This window comes from Lysobacter gummosus (assembly GCF_001442805.1).
In the GTDB taxonomy this organism is placed as follows: Bacteria; Pseudomonadota; Gammaproteobacteria; order Xanthomonadales; family Xanthomonadaceae; genus Lysobacter; species Lysobacter gummosus.
The window spans coordinates 1065773-1086864 of sequence record NZ_CP011131.1 but is presented as its reverse complement, the minus strand read 5'-3'; the positions used below and the strand labels follow the sequence as shown (position 1 = coordinate 1086864).

At 66.7% G+C, this 21092-nt stretch carries 16 protein-coding genes; 3 read left to right on the top strand and 13 right to left on the bottom strand.

What is annotated here, in order from left to right; translation table 11 throughout:
* Positions 1-89: 89 nt before the first annotated feature.
* From LG3211_RS04420 to LG3211_RS04395, 6 genes are all read right to left on the bottom strand, one after another.
* Positions 90-1112, bottom strand: coding sequence for an AAA family ATPase (locus LG3211_RS04420; RefSeq protein ID WP_057941766.1), 1023 nt, complete (start codon positions 1110-1112; stop codon positions 90-92).
* 338 nt (positions 1113-1450) lie between these two features.
* Positions 1451-3571, bottom strand: a complete 2121-nt coding sequence (locus LG3211_RS04415) for a type IV pilus secretin PilQ (protein WP_237049830.1) — start codon at positions 3569-3571, stop codon at positions 1451-1453.
* Positions 3572-3583: 12 nt separating this feature from the next.
* Positions 3584-4135: a pilus assembly protein PilP gene (locus LG3211_RS04410; protein WP_057941765.1), complete on the bottom strand. Its 552-nt coding sequence runs from the start codon at positions 4133-4135 to the stop codon at positions 3584-3586.
* A gap of 1 nt (position 4136) precedes the next feature.
* Positions 4137-4820, bottom strand: coding sequence for a type IV pilus inner membrane component PilO (locus tag LG3211_RS04405; protein WP_386793867.1), 684 nt, complete (start codon positions 4818-4820; stop codon positions 4137-4139).
* 14 nt (positions 4821-4834) lie between these two features.
* A complete protein-coding gene (locus LG3211_RS04400) occupies positions 4835-5674 on the bottom strand; it encodes a PilN domain-containing protein (RefSeq protein ID WP_057941763.1) in 840 nt (279 codons plus the stop codon).
* Positions 5674-6732, bottom strand: a complete 1059-nt coding sequence (locus LG3211_RS04395) for a pilus assembly protein PilM (protein WP_057941762.1) — start codon at positions 6730-6732, stop codon at positions 5674-5676. Before LG3211_RS04395 ends, LG3211_RS04400 begins: the two co-directional genes overlap by 1 nt.
* Before the next feature lie 576 nt (positions 6733-7308).
* Here LG3211_RS04395 and LG3211_RS04390 point away from each other — a divergent pair.
* From LG3211_RS04390 to LG3211_RS04380, 3 genes are all read left to right on the top strand, one after another.
* A complete protein-coding gene (locus tag LG3211_RS04390; RefSeq protein ID WP_057941761.1) occupies positions 7309-9882 on the top strand; it encodes a penicillin-binding protein 1A in 2574 nt (857 codons plus the stop codon).
* A gap of 223 nt (positions 9883-10105) precedes the next feature.
* The gene (locus LG3211_RS04385; protein WP_057941760.1) at positions 10106-10759 is read left to right on the top strand and encodes a hypothetical protein; all 654 of its coding nucleotides are present in this window, start codon (positions 10106-10108) and stop codon (positions 10757-10759) included.
* A 62-nt stretch (positions 10760-10821) separates the two neighbouring features.
* Complete coding sequence (locus LG3211_RS04380) at positions 10822-11772, top strand: hypothetical protein (protein WP_057941759.1); 951 nt, start codon at positions 10822-10824, stop codon at positions 11770-11772.
* Positions 11773-11910: 138 nt separating this feature from the next.
* Here LG3211_RS04380 and LG3211_RS04375 read toward each other — a convergent pair whose 3' ends face one another.
* The 7 genes from LG3211_RS04375 to LG3211_RS04345 all read right to left on the bottom strand — a co-directional run bounded on the left by LG3211_RS04375 (position 11911) and on the right by LG3211_RS04345 (position 21091).
* Positions 11911-13218 carry a citrate synthase gene (locus LG3211_RS04375; RefSeq protein ID WP_057941758.1) on the bottom strand — a complete coding sequence of 436 codons (1308 nt, stop codon included), beginning with the start codon at positions 13216-13218 and terminating at the stop codon, positions 11911-11913.
* Between the two features lie 98 nt (positions 13219-13316).
* The gene (locus LG3211_RS04370) at positions 13317-13592 is read right to left on the bottom strand and encodes a hypothetical protein (protein WP_057941757.1); all 276 of its coding nucleotides are present in this window, start codon (positions 13590-13592) and stop codon (positions 13317-13319) included.
* Positions 13593-13929: 337 nt separating this feature from the next.
* Positions 13930-14172 (bottom strand): type B 50S ribosomal protein L31, encoded by a 243-nt coding sequence (locus LG3211_RS04365; RefSeq protein ID WP_057941756.1) that lies wholly within the window; start codon positions 14170-14172, stop codon positions 13930-13932.
* Positions 14173-14550: 378 nt separating this feature from the next.
* Complete coding sequence (locus LG3211_RS04360) at positions 14551-15492, bottom strand: nucleoside hydrolase (RefSeq protein ID WP_057941755.1); 942 nt, start codon at positions 15490-15492, stop codon at positions 14551-14553.
* A complete protein-coding gene (locus tag LG3211_RS04355) occupies positions 15489-16331 on the bottom strand; it encodes a DUF4166 domain-containing protein (RefSeq protein WP_187313133.1) in 843 nt (280 codons plus the stop codon). Before LG3211_RS04355 ends, LG3211_RS04360 begins: the two co-directional genes overlap by 4 nt.
* Before the next feature lie 146 nt (positions 16332-16477).
* Positions 16478-18595, bottom strand: a complete 2118-nt coding sequence (gene recG, locus LG3211_RS04350; RefSeq protein ID WP_057941753.1) for an ATP-dependent DNA helicase RecG — start codon at positions 18593-18595, stop codon at positions 16478-16480.
* 72 nt (positions 18596-18667) lie between these two features.
* Complete coding sequence (locus LG3211_RS04345) at positions 18668-21091, bottom strand: TonB-dependent receptor (RefSeq protein WP_057941752.1); 2424 nt, start codon at positions 21089-21091, stop codon at positions 18668-18670.
* Position 21092 lies beyond the last annotated feature (1 nt).

Here is a 21092-nt window from a genome sequence, read left to right as displayed (position 1 = left end):
TCATTCCCGATCCCTGGTCCGGCAGCTCATCGATCCATCCGGCGCCACGCGGGCCGCCGTCACCCATCCCGAATCCCGAATCCCCGCCCTCAAGGCAACGGCACCTTCTTGAGCAGTTCGCCGAGCAGGCGATCGCCGTCCCAGCCTTCGGCGGTGGCTTCGTAGCTGGGCAGGATGCGATGGCGCAGCACTTCCGGCGCGATCGCGCGCACGTCGTCGGGGGTGACGAAGTCGCGTCCGGCCAGCCAGGCGTGGGCGCGCGCGCAACGCTCCAGCGCGATCGAGCCGCGCGGGCTCGCGCCCCAGGCGATGCGGCGTGCGAGCGCGGGGTCGTAGCGGCCGGCGTCGCGCGAGGCGAGCACGATCTCGACCAGATAGCGTTCCACCGCCGGCGCCACGTGCAAGTCCAGCACCGCCGCGCGCGCGGCGAACACGTCGGCCAGCGGCATCCGCGTCACCGGCTCGGTCACCGCCTTGAGCGTCTGCCGCGCGCGTTCGCGCGCCAGCCGCAGGATTTCGGTTTCCGCCGCCGCTTCGGGATAGCCGATGCGCACGTGCATGAGGAAGCGGTCGAGCTGCGCCTCGGGCAGCGGGAAGGTGCCTTCCTGTTCGATCGGGTTCTGGGTCGCCATCACCAGGAACAGCGGCGGCAGCGCATAGGTGGCGCGGCCGACGGTGACCTGGCGCTCGCCCATCGCTTCCAGCAAGGCCGACTGCACCTTGGCCGGCGCGCGGTTGATTTCGTCGGCGAGCAGGATCGGATGGAAGATCGGTCCGGGCTGGAATTCGAAGCGGCCTTCCTGCGGGCGCCACACCTCGGTGCCGGTCAGATCGGCCGGCAGCAGGTCGGGAGTGAACTGCACGCGGGCGAATTCGGCCTCAAGGCGCGCCGCCAGGGCGCGCACGGCGCTGGTCTTGGCCAGGCCCGGCGCGCCTTCCACCAACAGATGGCCGTCGGCCAGCAAGGCGATTAGCAGCCGCTCGATCAACTCGGCCTGGCCGACGATCTCCAGCGAAAGGGCATCGCGCAGATGCTTGAACGCATCGTGCAAGCGGGCGATGTCGACGTCGGCGACGACGGTTTGCTGAGCGATCTGCGGTGCGCTGTCCATCCGGTATCCAGTTGCGAGCGGGGGGCGGGGCGGGAAAGGTTCGGGTCGATTTTGACCGAAGTCGGCCGCCGAGGTTCAACCCGGGGGCACGGTCGGCGGCCGGCGGGCAGGCGGGAGGCTCGATATCGGGCGCGTTCCGCCGGTTTCATTCGGCGCCAAGCGGCTTTGATGCGGGAGTGCCGAAGGTCGTGGCTGGCGGTCGAACCAAGGCGACGGCGGATTCGGTGGATCGCGGCCGGCGCCGGCCGCTCGCGCCTGAACGGCCGAACGCGGCAATCGCTGAGCGCCACAAACGCAAAGAGGGCCCGCAGGCCCTCTTTGCCGAAACGACGCCGCAATCAGCGCTGCGACACCTTCATCACCTTCGGCGTCACGAAGATCAGCAGCTCGGCCTTTTCCTTGCTGCGGCTCTTCTTCTTGAACAGATTGCCGAGGAACGGGATGTCGGCCAGGAACGGCACCTTGGACAGATCGGTGCGGTCCTTGAACTCGTACACGCCGCCGATCACGACCGTCTGACCGTCTTCGACCAACACCGCGGTGTTGATGTTGCGCTTGGCGATCCGCGGCACCTGACCGATCGAGGTGTCGATGAAGCCTTCGACCTCGTCCTTCTTGACGTTCATGTTCAGGAACACGCGGCCGTCGTTGGTGATGGTCGGGTTGACCTTCATCTCCATCAGCACGTCCTTGAACTGCACGTTCGGGATCGGAATGCTGTTGCCGCCCTGCTGCGGCGAGATGGTCACGTAGCCGACTTCCTGGCCCTGGCTGATCACCGCTTCGCGCTGGTTGCTGGTGACCACGCGCGGGTTGGAGACCACTTCGCCGCGACCTTCGGTCTGCATCGCGCTGAACTCCATGTCCAGGTTCACGAACTTGCCCAGGATGGTGAACGCGAGCGCGCCGCCGGAAGTGGCCGCGGGGAGGTTGGTGTTGAGGCTGGCCGGGAACAGGAACGCCGGGTTGGTGATGGTCTGCAGCAGCGAGCGGGCTTGATCGCGCAAGCTAGTGGCTTTGGCGTTATCGACGCCGTCGAACAATCTCGCGTCATCCGTCAGCTTATTGGCCTGTTGCGTGATCAGGCTGTTCTTGGCGGCGGTATTGCGATAGTTGTTGATGCTCTCCAGCGTACCGCTGGTGATCACGTCGCCCTTCTGGCCTGACACGCCGAAACGCGCGCCCAGATCGCGGGCGAAGCTTTCGTTGGCGATGACGATGCGGGCTTCGATCAGGACCTGATCGACCGGACGGTCGATGACCCGGATCAACTCCTTCATCTGCGCGACTTTCTTCGGAATGTCGCTGATCATCAAGGTGTTGGTGCGCTCGTCGGCGACCAAGCGGCCGCGCGGCGAGAGGAAGCCGTTTTCACTGTTCGCGGTTTCGCCACCGCTGCCACCACTGCCGATGCCCTTGGCCTCGGTCAACGCCTTATAGATCTGCGCGGCATTGTGATAGTTGACCTGCACATACTCGGTAGTCAGGTCGACGCGATTGTCGAGCGCGATGCGCGCGTCTTCGCGATCCTGCTCGTACTTGGCGACTTCGGCCTGCGGCGCGACCCACACCACGTTGCCGCTGCGGCGTTTGTCGAGACCCTTGGCCTGCAGGACGATGTCCAGGGCCTGATCCCACGGCACGTTGACCAGGCGCAGGGTCACGTTGCCCTGAACGGTATCGGCGGCGACGATGTTGAGGTTGGACTCTTCCGCGACCAGCTGCAGCACCGTGCGCACCGGCACGTCCTGGAAGTTGAAGGTCACCGGACGGCCGCCGTAAGTGCGGGCGACCGGGGCCGGAGCGCTGATGCTGCCGGAGGTCGGTGCCGCGCCGGATGCCGGCTTGGCGCCGCCGGCGGTGGCCGCCGCGCCTACCGCGCGATTGCCGCTCTGCGCCGTGCGCGGCACCACTTCGACGATGTAGTCGCGACCGGTCTGGTACGCCATCGTGTCGTAGGCACCGCTGGTGTTGAGCACCAGCTGCGCGCCGGTGCCGCTGGTGCGCGCGTCGATGCGCTGCACTGGCGTGGCGAAGTCGGCGACGTTGAGCGGACGCTGCAACGAAGCCGGCAGTTGCGCGTTGCCGACGTTGATCATCACCTGCGCGCCCTGGCTGCGCATGTCGGGCAATGCGCCTTCACCGCTAAAGCGCACGATCAGCTTGCCGGAGCCGCCGTCGCCGCGCTTGAAGTCGATGTTGGCGACCGAAATCGTGCCCGGTAGTTGCTTGGACGGGTCGTTGCTCGGCGTCGGTGCCACGGCCGGCGCGGCCGCGATCGCGGCCGGCGGCTGGACGGCGGGTGCCGTCGGAGCCGTCTGCGGCGCCGCTTGCGCGGCGCTGATGCCGGCCAGCAGACCGACCACCAGTCCGGCCATGCGGGGCCCGGCCATGCGGGTGCCGGAGGCCATGGGGCGTCGGTCCGACGGCATGTTGTTGGCGTTGAATACGATCATCATGCTATCCCCTAATCATTGATCTTCCAGCGCCACGGAAGCCGGACGTTCCAGCCAACCGCCTGCGCCATCCGGCACCAGTTCAACCAAGTCGATGCGTTCCTCAGTCACGGCGGTCACACGACCGTCGTTCTGCCCCATGTACGCACCGGGTCGAACACGATAAGTCACTTTGTCGGGCGCCATGACCAGCGCCACGATACCGCTGCCGCGTCCGAGGGTGCCGACCATGTCGAGACCATCGAGCGGGAACTGTTCCAGCGGCTGCTTGCGTCGCGCCTTCTCCGGACGCGGACCCGATCCGGTGTCCTCGTCGGTGAAGGCGGTGCTGAACGGATCGCGCAGATCCTGCGCGGCGTACTCGAAGGTCTCGAACTGTTGCATGACCGGCAGCGGATCCAGCGGCGGCGCCGGCTTGGCCTTGATCTCGGCGACCCACTTTTCGAGATTGGGCGCCTCGCCGGGCGTGCTGGTGATGCTGCGGAAGCAGCCGGTGCTGAGCAGGGCCAGACCGACCGCGCAGGCGGCGGCGAGCGAAGAGCGGTTAAGCACGAAGGAAGCGCGCATGTCAGGTGCCCTCCTTCTTGTCGCCGGCGGGCGCCGCCTTGCCGTCCTTACCGTCCTCCGGCTTGCTCTGCGCAGCCATCTCGTCTTCATCCAGATAGCGGTAGGTCTTGACCGTGCCGGCCAGCTCCAGGGGGCTGTTCGGGGTGATCCCGCCCAGCGCGTCCTTGCTGTTGCTGCCCTTGGGCTTCAGCGAAATGTCGTGCATGGTCATGATGACCACGCGCGGCAGCGAAGCCACGCCGCTGACGAAGGCGCCGAACTGGTGGTAGGTGCCCACCATGCGCAGCGCGATCGGCTTCTCGGCGTAGAACTCCTTCGGAACTTCCGCGCCGGGCTGGAACAGCTCGTTGGAGATGCCGGTGGCCAGCGCGGTCTGGGAGATGTCCACGATCAGGTCGGGCATCTCGGTCTTGCTGGGCAGCTGGCGCAGCATCTGCTGCAGTTGCTGTTCCATCTGGGTCAGCTGCTGCTTGAGCGGCTCCAGGTTGGCGGCTCGGCCCTGCTTGGTCTCGAAGGTGCCGCGCAGCTCGGTTTCCTTGCGCTCCAGGCCTTCCAGCTCGGTGCGCTTGTCGCTGACGAACAGCCACCAGGCCAGGCCGATGATCACGATGCCGACGACGGCGCAGAAGATGATCTGCGCCTGGCGCGGCCAACCGCCGATGTTGTTGAAGTCCAAGTTCTTCATCGAAGCCTTTCTGCTCACGACGCGGCTCCTGTCTTGGTCGGGGCGGCCGGCGCGGGCTTGGCCGGGGTGGCGGCGGGCTTGGCGGCCTCGGGCGCGGGCTTGGCCGGGGCGGCGGCGGGCTGTGAGGTTCCGGGCTTGGCCGTCGGCGCAGCCGCGGGAGCGGCGGCACCGGCAGGCGCGGCGGCCGGAGCGGAACCGGCCGGAGCCGTACCGCCCGCGGGCGCGGTGCCGGCAGCGGCGGCGGCCGCATCGGCCGGAGCCGCGACAGGCGCATCCGGAATGCCGTCGCCGTCCTCGTCCTTGGGCGCGTTCGGGTTGGCCAGTTTCACCGTCAGCTTGAACTCGTACGGCAGACCCTTACCACCACCATCTTTCGCCTCGATGATGGTCAGGTCCGGCTTGCTCATCCAGCCAGAGACCTCGAGGTTGCGCATGTAGGTACTGACGCGGGCGTTGGACTGAGCGCGACCTTCCAGGGTCAGCGTCTCGGCGTCCTGCTTGATCGCGGTGAGCACCGCGCCGTCGGGAATGGTGCGCACCAGCGAGTCGAACAGGTGCACCATCTGCGAGCGGTTGGACTGCAGTTTCTCGATCACTTCCTTGCGCGCGAGCAGCTTGGCCTTCTTCTTGTCGAGCTCTTCGATCTCGGTCAGCTTCTTATCGACTTCCGCGATCTGCCCTTCCAGGAAGGTGTTGCGGTTCTGCTGGCCGCTGATTTCGCTGCTGTAGTAGAAAACGATCAGCACCGACAGCGCCGCGGCGGCCAGGGCCGACAAGGCCAGGATGGCGCCGAATTCCTTCTGTCGTGCTTTGCGGCGCTCGGCGCGCCACGGGAGCAGGTTGATGCGTGCCATCAGTCGAAGCTCCTCAGGGCCAGGCCGCAGGCAATCATCAGTGCGGGTGCGTCCTGCGCCAGCGCATGGGCCTGGACGCGCGGGCCCAGAGTCATGTGCGCGAGCGGATTGGCCACGGTGGTCGGTACGCCGAGCTGTTCTTCGACCATCTCGGCGATGCGCGGAATCGAAGCGCCGCCGCCGGCCAGGACGATCTGATCGACGCGGTTGAACTCGCTGCCGGCATAGAAGAACTGCAGCAGACGGCTGACCTGCTGAACCATCGCTTCCTTGAACGGCTCGAGCACCTCGGCCTGATAGCTCTCCGGCAACCCGCCCTGGCGCTTGGCCAGGCCGGCTTCCTCGTAGCTCAGCCCGTACCGGCGCATGACCTCGTCGGTCAGCTGCTTGCCGCCGAACACCTGTTCGCGGTGATACAGGCTGCGGCCGTTGCGCAAGACATTGAGCGTGGTCATGGTCGCGCCGGAGTCCACCAGCGCCACCAGTCCGTCGCGCGGACTGCTGAGCGTGTCGGCGAGCAGGGCGAAGGCGTTCTCGATCGCGAAAGCTTCCACGTCCATGACCTTGGGGGTCAGGCCGCCGAGCTCCAGCGCCGAAGCACGGACTTCGACGTTCTCCGAACGCGAGGCCGCGAGCAGCACCTGGACCATGTCCGGGCTGCCCGGCATCGGGCCGAGGATTTCGAAGTCGTGGTTCACCTCGTCGATCGGATACGGCACGTAATTGGCCGCCTCCAGCTCGATCTGCGATTCCAGCTCGTCTTCGTCGAGATCGCTCGGCATGCCGATGACGCGGGTGATCACCGAAGAACCGGCGACCGCGGCGGCGGCGTGCTTCACGCGGGTCCCCGATCGAGCGACAGCGCGTTTGATCGCCTCGCCCACCGCTTCGACCTCGACAATGTTCTTTTCCACCACCGCATTGGGCGGCAGCGGTTCGACCGCATAATGCTCAACGCGGTAGCGATTGCCCACTCGTGAGAGTTGCAGCAACTTTACCGCGGTCGAGCTGATATCCACACCGACCAAGGCCGGCTGGCTTTTTGTGATGAGTCCCACAGTTATCTCCCCATGCCACAAGCGCTTACGCGCACTTCGTGTGGCCCCGGATTAGATAACGGACTTTTCACAGGCTGGCAACCACTTCTTTTGGGTTTGCCAACCCAGTCGTGCTTTTTTGACCCCTGGCGTCACGTGACCACCACCGTCAGTCAACAGGTCAAGTGCCAGATGCAACGAATCCGCCATGAGCCAGCGACATGCGATCGCAATCACGAGACGGGGCGTGCTCGCCAGGGCCCGGATGTCGCTCCAGGCCGCCGTTCATCGATCCTGCAATCGCCGCGCCGCCGCGATCCGTGCCGGCCGCTACAGTTCGCGCGGCCGCCTTATGCGGCAATGCGCGGCCGTTCACAGGTCTAGCAAGGGTCCTGGCAAACCGGTGAGTCTGGGTGAGCTCCGCCCGGCCCGGCGCCGCCACCTCTCCGCCCTGGCCGCGGGCCGACCCGCGCCCGGCCGTCACCGCCCCGGCCCAGCACAGTCTCTGTCCCACACCGATACAAATCGGGATCGGGGTCGCGATCCGCGCTCCTCTATACTTGCCCGTCACGACCACCGACTCCGGAACCCGATTCGATGTCCCGTATTCGCCGTTGGCTGCGCTGGGCGCTCTACGCGTTCATCGGCGTGGCCCTGCTGGGCGCCATCGCGCTCGGCACCTTGTATTACCTGATCGTCCCCAAACTGCCCGACGTCGAAACCCTGCGCACGGTGGAACTGCAGGAACCGATGTACGTCTACGCCCGCGACGGCCGCCTGATGGCGCTGTTCGGCGAGACCCGGCGCTATCCGATCGCGATCGAAGACGTGCCCGAGCGCCAGAAGCAGGCGTTCATCGCGATCGAAGATTCGCGCTTCTACAAGCACCACGGCATCGACTACAAAGGCATCGGCCGCGCGATCTGGCTGCTGGCGACCACCGACGACAAGCGCGTGCCGGGCGGCTCGACCATCACCCAGCAGGTCGCGCGCCAGTTCTTCCTGAGCTCGGAATACAGCTACAAGCGCAAGCTCGGCGAAATGCTGCTGGCCATGCGCATGGAACGCGAGCTGAGCAAGGACGAGATCTTCGAGCTGTACTTGAACAAGAGCTTCTTCGGCAACCGCGCCTACGGCGTGGGCGCGGCGGCGGAGTTCTACTACGGCAAGAAGATGAGCGAGCTGTCGCTCGACGAAATGGCCTCGCTCGCCGGCATTCCGAAGTTTCCCTCCAGCGGCAACCCGCTGAGCAATCCCGAGCGCGCCAAGCTGCGCCGCGACTACATCCTCGACCGCATGGCCGAGCAGCGCTTCATCACCGCCGCCGAGGCCGCCCAGGCCAAGGCCGTGCCGATGCACGCCACCCCGCACGAGCGCCCGGTCGAGGTCTACGCGCCGTACGTGGCCGAAATGGTGCGTCAGGAAATGGTCGCCCGCTACGGCGCCGAAGCGCTGACCAAGGGCTACCACGTCACCACCACCATCGACCCGACGTTGCAGATCGCCGCCGACAAGGCCATCCGCGACGGCCTGGCGGTGTACGACCGCCGCCACGGCTGGCACGGCGTGGAACAGCATTTCGACCTCGCCCCGAGCGAGGACGCCACGGCCGCGCGCGTGCGCCTGCGCGGCATTCCGGCGCAGGCCAACCTGCTGCCGGCGGTGGTGCTGTCGACCAGCGGCTCGCAAGCCACCGTCGTCCTCGGCGACGGCACCGAGCTGACCTTGAGCGACAAGCAGGGCTATGCCGGACGCAGCCCCGGCAGCCTGCTCAAGCGCGGCGACGTGGCCCGCATCGCGCGCCTGGAAACCCCGGCCAAGGCGGTCGCCGAAGCCAAGCCCGGCGACCCCGCCCCGGCCGCGCCGACCGAACCGTCGGTGGTCAGCTACCGCCTGGATCAGCTACCGCAGGCGCAAGCCGCGCTGGTGTCGCTGGAGCCCAGCAACGGCGCCCTGCGCGCGCTGTCGGGCGGCTACAGCTTCGCCGGCGCCAAGTTCAACCGCGCCACCCAGGCGCGGCGCCAGCCCGGTTCGAGCTTCAAGCCGTTCGTGTACGCGGCCGCGTTCGAACGCGGCTACAACCCGGCCTCGATCGTGCTCGACGCGCCGGTGGTGTTCAAGGATCGCCGCGGCCATCTGTGGCGCCCGCAGAACGACAGCGGCAACTTCGCCGGCCCGATGCGGGTGCGCGAGGCGATGGTGCAGTCGCGCAACCTGGTCTCGGTGCGCCTGCTCGACGCGATCGGCGTGGACTTCGCTCGCAAGTACATCAGCCACTTCGGTTTCGAAGTCGAGCAACTGCCGCCGAACCTGTCGATGTCGCTGGGCACCGCCTCGCTGACGCCGCTGTCGATGGCGCGCGGCTACGCCACCTTCGCCAACGGCGGCTTCCGTATCACCCCGTGGTTCATCGACGAGGTCAAGGACCGCGCCGGCGCGGTGGTGTTCAAGGAAAAGCCCGCCACCGCCTGCTCCGAATGCGTCGGCCGCGGCGCCACCGCCTCGGCGGCGTTGCCGGCCAACAACGTCGTCGATGGCTTCGACCTGGGCCCCGCGCCCGGCACCGACAGCGCCGACGCCAAGAAGCCCGCCCCCAAGGACAAGAGCGCAAAGGACAAGGACAAAAAGCCGGCGGAACCGGCGAAGAAGCCGCTCACTCCGGCCGAAATCGCCGCCATCAACGTCGCCCCGCGCGCGATCGACGACCGCATCGCCTACCAGATCATCTCGATGCTGCGCGATGTGGTCAAACGCGGCACCGGCACAGCGGCCAAGGTGCTCGACCGCGAAGACGTCGGCGGCAAGACCGGTTCGACCAACGATCACCGCGACGCTTGGTTCTCCGGCGTCGGCGGCCCGTACGTCACCACCGTCTGGGTCGGCCGCGACAACTACAAGTCGCTGGGCTACCGCGAATACGGCGGCAAGGCCGCGCTGCCGATCTGGATCGACTACATGCGCGTGGCGCTCAAGGATCAGCCGATCCAGCCCAACGAGCCGCCGCAAGGCATGGTCAAGGTCTCGGTGGCCGGCAACGGCGCGCTGATTCCCGACGGCGCCGGCGGCGTGATGGAGTGGGTCAAGGCGGAGGATCTGGAGCGCATGCAGACCTACACCGACTACGGCCACGAAGACGCCGCGCCCTCGGAAGAGTCCTTCGACATCTTCTGACCGCCGCCCGCCGCAACACCGAGAAGGCCGCATGCCCCGCGCATGCGGCCTTTTTCTTTGTCCGCGCGCCGGCGCCGGCGCTCGTGCTTGCCCTATCTGGCGCCTGAATCCCCTGCCCCGGCCTGGACATTGCCGTGATAGACGAACGTGCTAGTTTTGGGGCTGCCGGCTTACCCGGCCGCGGCGAAAGCCCTCGCCGTGCCGTGCCAGCCCGGAGGTCGAGATGCACCAGGCCCGACAGCACGCACATCAGCATGCGCAGACCCGCATCCGCGAGCGCCGTCACCGCCTCGCCCACGAAGCCGCCCGCCTGATCGCCGAAAGCGGCATCCGCGACTACCACCAGGCCAAGCTGAAAGCCGCCGAACGCCTCGGCATTTTCGACGACGCCTCGCTGCCGCGTAACCGCGAGATCGAAGACGCGCTGCGCGAATACCAGCGCCTGTTTCAGCGCGAACACCTCGGCGGCCTGCGCCAGCGCCGCGAAGCGGCCCTACGCGCGCTGGAGTTCTTCCGCGAATTCGAGCCGCGCCTGATCGGCCCGGTGCTCGACGGCACCGCCGATGCGCGCAGCCCGGTCGCGCTGCACCTGTACAGCGACGATCCCGAAGCCGTGCCGATGTTCCTCGAACACCACCGCATCCCGGCCGAAGCGCGTGATCGCCGCCTGCGCCTGGACCGCGAACGCAGCGAAGACTTTCCGGTGTGGGTGTTCAGCGCGGAAGAACTGACCTTCGACCTGACCGTATTGCCGCTGGACGTATTGCGCCAGGCGCCGCTGTCGAACGTCGATGAGAAACCGATGCGGCGCGCGACCGCGAGCCAGTTGCGCCAGTTGCTCGCCGATGAGGAAATTTCAGAATTCGAACGCGGCTAGAGGCTGCCGCCCCGCCCGCGCGGCCCACTACCTGCGGGCAACATCGGCAAGCGAGCACAAGGATGCGCAGCGATCGATCGACGAAAATCCGCGCGAGCCGCGCGGCCACCGCGCTGCGCATCGCGATTGGCCTGTTGTGTCTGTCGGCGCCGAGCGTGGCCGCCATCGCCACGCCGCCGGCGAGCGCATCGGCGGTGCATGCGAACCCGCCTACGCCCGCCGCACCGGCCACGCTCGCCGAACTGATCGCAGCCCTGCGCGCCCGCGCCGCTGCCTCGCAAACCAGTCCCGCCGTGCGCGCCGACTATCAGGCGTTGCTGTCCGCGCAGGGATTGAGCGCGAGCCAGATGCCTTACGCCGACTACGCTTATCTGCGGCTGTTGTTCGAGGCCACGCGCGACGGCGGTTACTGGAACCTGCATTGGACGATCACCGATCGCGAACCCAATTCGGACGCGATCTGGACCCAGTGGCGGGCGCTGCGCGCGATCGGTCCCGGCCGGGTCAGCGCCAACGCGGAATGCGACGAAATCTCCGCGCTGTACGCATTCCTCGCGCGACGCGGCGGAGTGCGCAACGTCGGCCTGTTCTGGCCGACCGGCAACCACACCGTCGCGGTCTGGAGCCTGCCGGGCGCGCCGCGCGAAGCGCGCATCGTGGCGCCTACCACGCAGATTTTCCTCAGCCAGTACGACAGCTTCGGCACCCGCGGCTTCGATCCGTGGAAGCAGCCGCGCATCTACGAGTACGGCCGTCGAGATGTGAGCGACGACCTGCGCCTGCCGCCCGAACTGAGCGCATTCTTCATCGCCCAGGCCGCGCGCTACGCCGACGCCTCGGGCCTGAGCCTGCAGCGCTTGCGCGGATTGCGCGACCGCGTTCTCGACGGCGCGATGAGCCGCGAGGAAGCCGTGCAACACGCGCAGTCGCAACGCCGACGCCTGCCGGCGGGCGCCGATCGGGATCAGTTGGCGTATGCGTATTTCATTCGGGAGATGCGCGAACCGGGATGATCGCTTGCGCTGTGTGCGCGATAGGCGCCGGACTCGAGCGCCGACGCAATTCGGCGACGAATCAGTCGCGTTTCTGCCCTGCACAAAAGAAAACGCCCCGCGAACGGGGCGTTTTCAGTTACCGCGACAGCGAACGTCTCAGCGCTTGTCGGCGGCCACGTAGTCGCGCACGCCGTGACCGGTGTAGATCTGGCGCGGACGGCCGATCTTGTTCTCCGGATCGTTCTGCTGTTCCAGCCAATGCGATACCCAGCCGGCGGTGCGCGCGATGGCGAACATCACCGTGAACATTTCCACCGGGATGCCCAGCGCCTTGTAGATGATGCCCGAGTAGAAATCGACGTTCGGGTAGAGCTTGCGCTGGACGAAGTAATCGTCCTTCAGCGCCGCTTCTTCCAGCTTCATCGCCACTTCCAGCAGCGGATCGTTGACGCCGAGCTCGCCGAGCACATCGTGGGTCATCTTGCGCACCAGCGCGGCGCGCGGGTCGTAGTTCTTGTAGACGCGGTGGCCGAAGCCCATCAGGCGGAAGCCCGATTCCTTGTCCTTGGCCTTATCGACCGCGGCCTTGACGTTCTCCGGACGGCCGATCTCGTTGAGCATCTTGAGCACGGCTTCGTTGGCGCCGCCATGCGCCGGCCCCCACAACGCGGCGACGCCGGAAGCGACGCTGACGTAGGGATTGGCGCCGGTCGAACCGACCAGACGCACGGTCGAGGTCGATGCGTTCTGCTCGTGATCGGCGTGCAGGATGAACAACAGGTCCATCGCCTTGGAGGCGACCGGGCTCAGCTGCAGCGGCTCGCTCGGCACTTCGAACAGCATGTGCAGGAAGCGCGTGGTGTAGTCCAGGCTGTTCTTCGGATAACGGATCGGCCAGCCGATCGAATAACGATGGCAGGCAGCGGCGATGGTCGGCACCTTGGCGATCAGGCGGATCGCGGCCAGGCGGCGCTGCTCCGGATCTTCCAGGTCCAACTCGTTGTGATAGAAGCTCGCCATCGAGCCGAGCATGCCAACCAGCATCGCCATCGGATGGGCGTCGTGGCGGAAGCCGTAGAGGAAGGTGCGGAAGGCCTCGTGCATCATCGTGTGATGCGTGACTTCGTGTTCGAACTTGCTGAACTCGGTCGCCGACGGCAGTTCGCCGTTCATCAGCAGATACGCGACTTCGAGGAAGTTCGAGTTCTCGGCCAGCTGTTCGATCGGGTAGCCGCGATACAGCAGCACGCCTTCGTCGCCGTCGATGTAGGTGATCGCAGACTTGCAGCTGGCGGTCGCGGTGAAACCCGGGTCGTAGGTGAACATCCCGGTTTCTTTCGGCAACTTGGCGATATCGACGCAGGACGCACCGAGCACCGGATGCTGCACCGGCAGGGCGAAGTTCTTGTCGCCGGCGGTCACGGTGACCTGATCGAGGCGGGTTTTGTTGGGGTCTTCGGACACGAAACACTCCTCAGTCTGCTGCCGCGAAGGATGGCCGCGGCAGGAGGGGAACAGGGGGTCGCAAGCACGTTGCGATAGTGAATTATCGCACAACGCTCTCAGAGCCAAAGCTCGGACTTCGCCAGGGCCGGCACCACCGGGGGCACGCAGCGTTTCGCGACCGGGCCGGGAATCCGGGGCGGCCGATCGTTTACGGCGATTATTTGACCGTCCAGTTGCCGGGATGTGGCGGCTGGTCTGCCGGTGGGCGGCGGCGGAGTGGTTTGCGGCTGGATTCGCGCGGTTTCGGGCTGGAACAGGATCGGAACCGGGCCGGCCGCGGAAGTGGCGATGATCGCGGCGGGCGGGTTGCCGGAATGGTCGGCTTTGTTCATCGCCGGCGATCGGGATTGCGGTGGTGAGGGCCCTCAGCAGGACGCGACAAGCGCTCGGCTGGAAGCTGCGCACGTGAACGTGGCGGCTGGCTTCGACCGGATCAGTGGAGATTGGCTCGCGCGAGAGCCGGGGCCGCGTCGATACGCCGGAGCCGCTTGATTCGAGTCAGGCGCGAGCGGCCTGGCGCGGCTTGATCCGCGTCGGTGCAAACGCTCGCGGCGGACCAGTCAGGGCCGAGCCGCACAACGCCTGAAAGCGCGCAAACGCAAACGGCCGCCCTCGCGGGCAGCCGTTGTGCGTGCAGCGATGTGTTCCGAATTGCTTCGGCGACGCGAATTACTTCTGCGCGTAGCGCTTGCGGAACTTATCGACGCGGCCGCTGGTGTCCATGATCTTGTGCTTGCCCGTATAGAACGGGTGCGAAGCCGAAGAGATATCGACTTTGATCAACGGATACTCAGCGCCATCGACCTTGATCGTTTCCTTGCTCGACAGGGTCGAACGGGTAAGGATCTGGAAGTCGGTGGTGACGTCCTGAAAGACGACGTCGCGGTATTCGGGATGGATGCCTGCCTTCATGGCACTCAACCTTAAGGTGTGCGGGAAAGTCGGGCAGTATAGCGGGGGGTTGGGGGGTGGTGCAAGTGTGGGTTTTGAGGAGCGTGGGCTTTGGGCCGCTCGCCCTGCCCGACCGGAGCTGCTGGCAGCCACCTGGACGTCCGGAGCGCCCGTAGAGCCCCTCTCCCGCTTGCGGGAGAGGGGTTGGGGTGAGGGCGCGGGCGGTCGAGGAAGTCCAATAAGAGCACTCGCGCCTGCGGCGCCCCCTCCCCGGCGATTAGCCACTCTCTAGAGGGGCAGATCGCGGCGCCTTGGGAGATTGGTCGGCTTGGTGCTCAGAGCTTGGCTGGGATGACGAAGCGGTGGCGTCTTCGGATCGGGTCGCCGGTCGCCAAACGCCTACGCCGGGGACGCGGATAGAGCGGCCTGGATCAGACGCTCGAATCGCTGTTGATCGTATTTCATCAAGATAGCCGCCTTATCCGGCTTGCCCTCCTGCCGACGCCAATCGACCACCGTCGCGCCGCGGCTGTGAGTGCCGTCCAGCTCGATCGACACCGGCCGCGACTGCACGTCCAGCGCGCCTTCGGGCTCCAGCGCGAACGCCATCGCCAGCGCGTCGGCCGCATGCCAGTGATCGCCGCGGCGGTCGATCGACCACATCCGGGTCTTCTCCGAAATGCGCTCGTAGAACTGCCCGCGCGCGGAGTCGGTCTTGAACCAGCCGACCACGCGATCGTGAAGCAGACCGTGCGCGACCACCGCTTCCCAATCGGCCAGATCCAGTTGCCCGAAGGCTTCGAACACGATGTGCGCGGCTTCCGGATCGAAATAGATGTTGAACTCGGCCGCCGGCGTGATGTTGCCCTGACACGTCACCGCGCCGCCCATCACCACCAGGCGCGCGATGCGTTGCGGCAAGGTGGGATCGAGCTTGAGCGCGAGGGCGACGTTGGTCAACGGCCCGAGCGCGACCAGCAGCAGTTTGCCGGCGTATTCGTGCGAAAGACGGATGATCGCGAGTGCGGCGTGCTCGGCTTCGACTTGCCGCTTGGCGGCCTCATAGCCGACATCGCCGAAACCGTCCTGGCCGTGCACATAACCCGCATCGGGCGAAGGATGCAGCAGCGGCGCGTCGGCGCCGGCGAACACCGGAACATCGACACCGGCCACTTCGCACAGCTTCAGCGCGTTGGCGACGGTGTGTTTCAGGCCGACGTTGCCGGCGGCGATGGTCAGGCCGACCAGCTCATGGCGCGGATCGTTGAACGCCATCAGCAAGGCGAGCGCGTCGTCCACGCCCGGGTCGGTATCGATAAGCAGGGGAATGCGGTCGGTCATGTAGTCACTCGTTCTGCGGAACTGTGCGCAGCGAACAACGCTGCGCCGGCCGGATCGGCCGATGAGGCCGAAACGGCCGGGATGGCGTGCAGCGCGCCTTCGTAGCGCAGCAGTTCGCCGAAGGGAAACAATGAGAACGCGACGGCGAAGCGATAACGCTCGCCGCTTTCGCCGCGCTCATCGCACTCGATGCGTTTGTAGGCGTCGGTGCGCGGAAACAGAAACAGCGGCAACGGCACGCCGCGCACATCGACGCCGAGCAGGCGCCAGCGCCAACCGCCGCCATCGAGATCAACGCCGAGTTTCATCCGCGCCGGGCCGGTGGATTCCAGCCAATGGCCATCGGGATAGCGGCCCACCGGCCGGAAGATCGAGAGCAGCTCGCTGCCGTCGTCGAAGCGTCGGCGCCACTGCATCTGCTGTTCGTCGTGGACGATATCGACCCGGAATCCGCGCCGCGGCCAATCCACCGGAATGCCAAGCTTGCGCGCCAACCGGCGCCCGATGCGTCCGGCCAGTCCCGTTCCGGTGGAGATGGCGATCTCCCCGCCCAGGGTGCCGCCGCTGCGGTGCAGCGCCTGCAGCAAGGGATGCAGCCGGTCGAAAGCCGGGCCGAACCATTGCGTTACCGCGTTTTGAAGGGCTCCCGGCATCCGGGTGGGGCGCTCCAGCTGGCGGGCCACTATGCCAAATATCGGGGCGCTGTGGTAATCGGCCGTACCAGGCCGTTTCACGGCCGTCCCGCGGGGCGCGGCCGCGCGCGACCTATCGCGCAAATCCGAGCCCGCCACGCCGAAACCAACGCCGCCAAAACGACGTTGATCGAATGCGATGGGCATGCAGGACTCCTGTCGATGGCCCGGTTGCATCGGCGGCGGGCGCCGCCTTCCCTGAGCCCCCGTAGCCGTACCATTGGACCCGAAGCGGTTCGCGGACGCTGCGACTGCGCGAGGCCGGCGGCAAACTTCGCCGCGTCCTTCGAAACTCAAGCAGACGCGTAGCGCACCGCTCCGCCCACCCAACGCGACACGATGCGCTCGGCCAGTTCCGGCGAGGTCTTGAGCAAACGCTCGCCGAGCTCCTGCACCAGCGGCAGCAGATCCGCATCGCGGCCCAGGTCGGCGACGCGGAACCCCGCCAGGCCGGTCTGGCGGGTGCCGAGCAGTTCGCCGGGGCCGCGCAATTCCAGGTCTTTTTCCGCGATGACGAAACCGTCGTGGGTCTGCCGCATCGTTTCCAGCCGCTGCCGCGCCAGCCCCGACAGCGGCGAGCGATACAGCAGCACGCAACTCGATGCCGCGCTGCCGCGGCCGACGCGGCCGCGCAGCTGATGCAACTGCGCCAGGCCCAGGCGCTCGGCGTTCTCGATGATCATCAGCGATGCGTTGGGCACGTCCACGCCGACTTCGATCACGGTGGTGGCGACCAGCAGATCCAGCTCGCCGTCCTTGAACGCGCGCATCGTTTCCTGCTTTTCCTTCGCCTTCATGCGGCCGTGCACCAGGCCGACCCGCAACGGCGCCAGTTGCACGGACAGTTCCTCGAACGTGGTCTGCGCGGCTTGCGCGATCACTTCGTCGGAATCGTCGATCAACGTGCAGACCCAGTACGCCTGCCGGCCTTCGGCGCAGGCGGTGCGGATGCGCTGCACCAGTTCGGGACGGCGTTCCTCGCTGAGGGCGACGGTCTGCACCGGCGTGCGGCCCGGCGGCAGTTCGTCGATCGCCGATACGTCGAGATCAGCGTAGGCGGTCATCGCCAGGGTGCGCGGGATGGGCGTTGCGGTCATCACCAACTGATGCGGCACGATCGCGCCCTCGCCGACCGCGCCGCCGGCGCCCTTGTCGCGCAGCGCCAATCGCTGGTGCACGCCGAAGCGATGCTGCTCATCGACGATCGCCAGCGCCAGATCGCGAAAGGCGACGCCCTCCTGCATCAGCGCATGAGTGCCGACCACCACCTGCGCTTCGCCGTTGGCCACTTGCTCCAGCACCGTCTTGCGCGCGCGGCCGGTGACTTTGCCGGCCAACCACGCCACGCGCACGTCCAGGGGTTCGAGCCACTTACGCAAATTATTGAGATGTTGTTCGGCCAGCAATTCGGTCGGCGCCATCAACGCGGCCTGGCGGCCGTGCTGGACGGCCAGCATCGCCGCCAATGCGGCCACCACGGTCTTGCCGCTGCCGACATCGCCCTGCACCAGTCGCAGCATCGGAGAAGGCTTGGCCAGATCGACGCGAATTTCGTCGAACACCCGCTTCTGCGCGCCGGTGAGCTTGAACGGCAGCGACTTGCGCAGACGTTCGGCCAGCGGCATCTGCTTGAGCGGGCGCGCCTTGTGCGCCTGCTGGCTGATGCGCTGGCGGCGCAGGCTGAGGTGATGGGCCAGCAATTCTTCCAGCGCCAGCCGGCGCTGGGCCGGATGGCGGCCGTCGATCAGCGCGGCCACGTCGGCATCCACCGGCGGGCGGTGCACGGTCAGCAGGGCTTCGCGCAGGGTCGGCAGGCGCAGGCGCTCGCGCAGTTCGCGCGGAATCAGCTCCAGCGACGCGTCGTCGGGCAGGCGGTCCAGAGCGAAGCCGATCAGGCGACGCAGCGTCGCCGGGCCGATGCCTTCGATCGCCGGATAAACCGGATCGAGTTGCTCGCCCAGGGCGATTTCGTCTTCGTCCTCAAGCACGCGGTAACTGGGATGGACGATCTCCAGGCCGTTCTGGCCGGGCTTGGGCGTGCCGTACAGGCGCACGCGCGCACCAAGGCGGAACTGCGCGACCTGGGCCGCACGAAAATGGAAGAAGCGCAACACCACGGTCGCGCGCGAATCGTCGCCAACCGCCACGCGCAGCATCGGCCGGTATCGAAAGCCGCGATCCACCGCCTCCACCCGCCCTTCGACCTGAGCCGCGACGCCGGGCTGCAGCAGGCGGATCGGGGTGATCTGAGTGCGGTCCTCGTACTGGCGCGGCAGATGCAGCCAGAAATCCTGCAGGCTCACCAGCCCGCGCGCGGCGAGCTTTTCGGCCACGCTCGGCCCGACCCCGGGCATGCGGGGCAGCGGTTGGGTGTGGAGATCGACGGAGGGCCCGTCCTTACGGCTCGGCATGGCCTAAGGATAGGGCGGGAATCGGGAATGGGGAATCGAGAATCGGAACTCCCGATTCCCGATTCCACACCGTCAGTACCTCGCGGTGAACTCGATCCCGTACGTGCGCGGCTCGCTCACCCGCGCGCCGACCGTGCCGAGCACGTTCTTGCCGTAGGTGCCCAGCGCGTTGATGTACTGGTTGTCGAACAGGTTGTTGCCGTAGGCGGCCAGGCCCCAGCGGCCCTGCGGCGAGGTCCAGCCGACGCGCAGGTCGGTGCGGTTCTGCGCCTCGCCCAGGTCCAGCGCCGGGCTCACCCCGCAGCGGTTCTGCGCGCGCGACTCCTCGCTGCAACGCACCTTGCCGCGATAGGCGTGGCGCAGCGACACGCGCACGTCGCCGTGCTCGCCCAACTCCCACACGTAATGCGCGCCGCCGGCCGCGGACCAGTACGGCAGGCCGGTCGGATCGCCGCTGGCGTCGATGCCGTCGGAGGTCACGTAGTTCTTGTAGGTCGAATCGATGAAGCTGGCGTTGAAGTCCAGGCCGAAGTGATCGGTGGCCTGCCAGCGCATGTCGAAGTCCAGGCCGTAGGCTTCCAGGTCGGAGGTGTCGACGACGAAGCGCGGGATGTCGGTGCTGCTGTCCAGCCGCACCGCCTGGCGGTTGTCGTAGACGTAGTAGAACGCCGATGCGTTGACCTGCAGGCGTTGCGCCGGAAACGCCTTCTTGATGCCGGTCTCGAAGTTCCACACGTCCTCGTTCTCGAAGCTGCTGCCGATCTGCAACGAGTTGAAACCGCCGGCCTTGTAGCCCTTGGCCAGCGACGCGAACACCATGGTGTCGTCGTTGAAGTGGTAATCGGCGACGAAGCGCGGGCTCAGGTCGCTCCAGCTATTGGAGGTGCGGCGCAGGATGCCCTTGTTCAACATCGCTGGCGGGTCGATGAAGGCCACGTCGAACACGAAGGCTTCGCGCGGCAGGCCGACCAGATCGAAGAAGCCGATCGCCTGCAGCTGATCCAAGGTCGCATCCAGCGCCGGCGCGTAGCGCGGCGTGTTGAGCCACGAGAATTTCTTCTCGTCTCGGGTGTAGCGCAGGCCCACAGTCAGGTTGAGCTTGTCGGTGGCGTGCCAGATCACGTCGCCGAACACCGCGTAGGCCTTGGTGTCGAGCGTGTTGCGGAAAGTCTCGTTCCAGCGGTGGCCGAGCAAGGTCAGCGGAATGCCGTTGGCCTGCAGGATATCGTCGAAGAAACCGAACAGGCGCCCATCCGGCGTCGGCGCCAGGCCCAGGTTCTGCACGATGGTATCGACCGAGTCGGTCATCGCATTGACTTCGCTGGTCTGTCGCGCGCGTTCGTCGAAATAGCTGGCGCCGGCGACCCAGTCGAGCTTGTCCGTGCTGCCGGCGAACTTGAATTCCTGGTAGTAGCTGCGGTTGCTTTCGGTATTGGTCGAATCGACGTAGAGATAGCGGCGATTGGTGCCGTCCTCTTCGACCCGGTTGACCGAGTCGTAATCGCGCCAGGACGTGGTCGAAGTGAAGCCGCCCCAGTCGAAGCTGTGATCGACGATCAGGGTCACGCCGTCGAACCGCCGCGATTCTTCGTTGCCTTCCGCGTCGCTGACGGTGGGAATCTTGCGCGGATCCAGGTACGCCGATTCGTCCACCGGCAAGCTCGGCAGGCCCGGCGCCGGCGGCAGGGCGACGATGCCCGTGGTGGCCTGGCCCAGCTGATCCAGGCTCTCGTGATCCCAACTGATCAACGCGCTGGTGCGCTCGCCGAAGCGGGTCTTGAACGCGGCGCGCGTGGCCCAGTTGTTTTCCGGATTGAGGTCGCGGCCGGTTTCGGCGTCCTGAATCCAGCCGTCGGCGTGATTGATCAGGGCATTGAAGCGGAACGCCGAATCCTCGCCGGTCGGCAGGTTCAACATGCCATCGACGTATTGCTTGCCGTGATTGCCGATGCGCAGCCTGGCCTTGACTTCGGTCGCAGCGGTATCGGGTTTGCGGGTGATGATCGAGATCGCGCCGGCGGCGGTGTTGCGGCCGAACAGCGTGCCCTGCGGGCCCTTGAGCACTTCGATGCGTTCCACATCGGTGAACGGCAGCAGCACGCCGCCGCCGCGGCCGGCGTACACGCCATCGACGTAGACGCCGACCGCGGGATCGGTGCCGATGCCGAAGTCGTCCGTGCTGATGCCGCGCAACTCGAATCCGGGCTGGGTCGGCTGCTGGCTGTCCACCACCAGGCCCGGCACGAAGCTGTCCAGATCGCCCAGATCCTGCGCGGCAACGTCGTCGATCAGCTGATCGGTCACCACCTGCAGCGCGATCGGCACGTCCTGCAGTTCCTGCTCGCGGCTTTGCGCGGTGACGGTGATCTTGTCCAGTTCCTTCGGCGCCGACTGTTGCGCGAAGGCGGCCGGCGCGGCCAGGGCGAAGGCGCCTCCGCACAACGCGGTCAGCACGGTGTTGGTCGCGATGACCAAGCGGTGTTTACGCAGCGACATC